3 protein-coding genes are annotated in these 1826 nt (G+C 32.5%); 2 read left to right on the top strand and 1 reads right to left on the bottom strand.

Annotated elements, in window-relative coordinates; translation table 11 throughout:
- Positions 1 to 908: transposase (locus tag BUB42_RS15965; RefSeq protein WP_139257439.1), on the bottom strand; the 908-nt coding region annotated here is incomplete at its 3' end.
- A gap of 177 nt (positions 909 to 1085) precedes the next feature.
- Between BUB42_RS15965 and BUB42_RS15960 the strand changes: the two genes are divergently transcribed.
- Complete coding sequence (locus BUB42_RS15960) at positions 1086 to 1388, top strand: nucleotidyltransferase family protein (protein ID WP_073022160.1); 303 nt, start codon at positions 1086 to 1088, stop codon at positions 1386 to 1388.
- Complete coding sequence (locus BUB42_RS15955; protein ID WP_073022158.1) at positions 1378 to 1716, top strand: HepT-like ribonuclease domain-containing protein; 339 nt, start codon at positions 1378 to 1380, stop codon at positions 1714 to 1716. The genes BUB42_RS15960 and BUB42_RS15955 overlap by 11 nt, the downstream gene beginning before the upstream one ends.
- The last annotated feature ends 110 nt before the right edge of the window (positions 1717 to 1826 follow it).

Here is a 1826-nt window from a genome sequence, read left to right as displayed (position 1 = left end):
TTGCACTCAGTGATTTCGCGTCCGTTGTGGTAGCCTTTATCTACCAAAGCCGTGTAAGTTTCTAGCTCTAGATTTTCTTTGGCTTCGATAGCGATAGCTGCCAGTGCGTTGCGATCATTGCGATTAATAGTGTGAGTAGCAACCACTAAATTGTGTTTATTGTCTACCGCTGCCTGAACATTGTAACTTATCTCGACCACAACTCCTTGAACCAGTAGTGCGCGTGAGTCAGAATCGGTGGTACTAATTTGAGGTTCGCCACTAGCTTTTAGTTTTTCTTCCAGTAATTCATAACGGATTTTGTTTTTCTTTAATCGCGCTATTTTTTCTTGGATTTTAGTAACGGTTACTGTGTTGTCTTTTACATCATTTGTTTCTAATTCTGTCAAGTATTCTTGGGTTCTTTCTTCAATATAAGCCAAGTGTTTGTCAATTTTCTTTTGGTTAAAATTAGCTTTCTTGCTGTTGTGCGCTCTGCTTTTTGTGCCGTCAATTGCAATGGTTTCACCAGCAACCAGATCGGCATCTTTCAAAAAAGAAACAAAGAGTTTGAATAGTTTTCTAAGCCCTGCTGGATTTTGTTTTCTAAAATCAGAAATACTATGATAATTTGGGCAAATAGCCTCTAAAAGCCATTGTAATTCGATATTGCGAAAGCACTCTTTTTCTAACTTTCTAGAACTTCTAAGGCCATTTAAGTAACCGTATAAATAGATTTTAAGAAACAACTTAGTGTCAAAACTGGGGCGCCCTTCGGATTTTATAGTTTGTACCGTAAAACCAAGTGCTTCAAGTGAGATATGCTCTACAAAAGCTTCAATAAAACGTATGGGATTATCTGAGGCGATTTTATCTTCTAAACTACTTATTTGTAACTGTTGACGCGATGTTCCAGATATATGTTGCATCTTTAAATGTACAAAATTTCTCTCTTATATCCAAAATAAAATACTATATTTGACGCAAATAAAACGGAAGTTTTTTCACAGACTGACGTTACCAGAAATACGCCCAAAATTGCGGAAATTCACAATAAATTATACAACTAAATTTCTTTTCATTACTTTTATAAAAAAATAGATAAAATGAATTTAATTGAAAGTCATATAAAAGACATTTTAAACTTATGTAAATCACATAAAGTTAAATCACTATATGCTTTTGGTTCAGTTTTAAATGATAAATTTAATGCCGAAAGTGATATTGATCTGATTGTAGATTTCCAACAATTAGATGTTCTAGATTATGGAGATAATTATTATGATTTAAAATTTTCTTTAGAAAATATTTTCAAACGAAGTGTCGATTTACTTGAGGAAAAAGCAATAAAAAATCCTTTTTTTAGAAAAACTATAAATCAAAAAAAACAGTTGATTTATGGACAATAATATTAAAACTTGGCTTTATGATATTTTAAGTTCTATCAATGAAATTGAAAGCTATTATATTGATACTCCAAAATTATTTGAGGTTTACCAAAATGATTTAAGAACAAAAAGAGCTGTTGAAAGAAATATTGAAATAATCGGTGAAGCAATGAACCGAATTCTGAAACTTGATAACGAAATTGTAATTTCGAACTCAAGAAAGATCGTAGATGTTAGAAATAGAATTATTCACGGATATGACTCAGTTTCTGATGATGTAATTTGGGGAATTGTAATTAGAAATTTACCAGTTTTGCAAAAAGAAGTGGAAGAATTACTTGGCGAATAAATGTACTTCTTATAACAGCTAGGGTTTCGTTGCGTTCGAAGAACGAACAATGAACCCGCGGTTGAACGGAACCGATTACATGCCGTCAACACTATGGAGTTATCGTAATG

It is taken from the genome of Flavobacterium micromati, from assembly GCF_900129585.1.
In the GTDB taxonomy this organism is placed as follows: domain Bacteria; phylum Bacteroidota; class Bacteroidia; order Flavobacteriales; family Flavobacteriaceae; genus Flavobacterium; species Flavobacterium micromati.
Note: the sequence above shows the minus strand (reverse complement) of the source record. Positions and strands in the feature narration are given on the sequence as shown.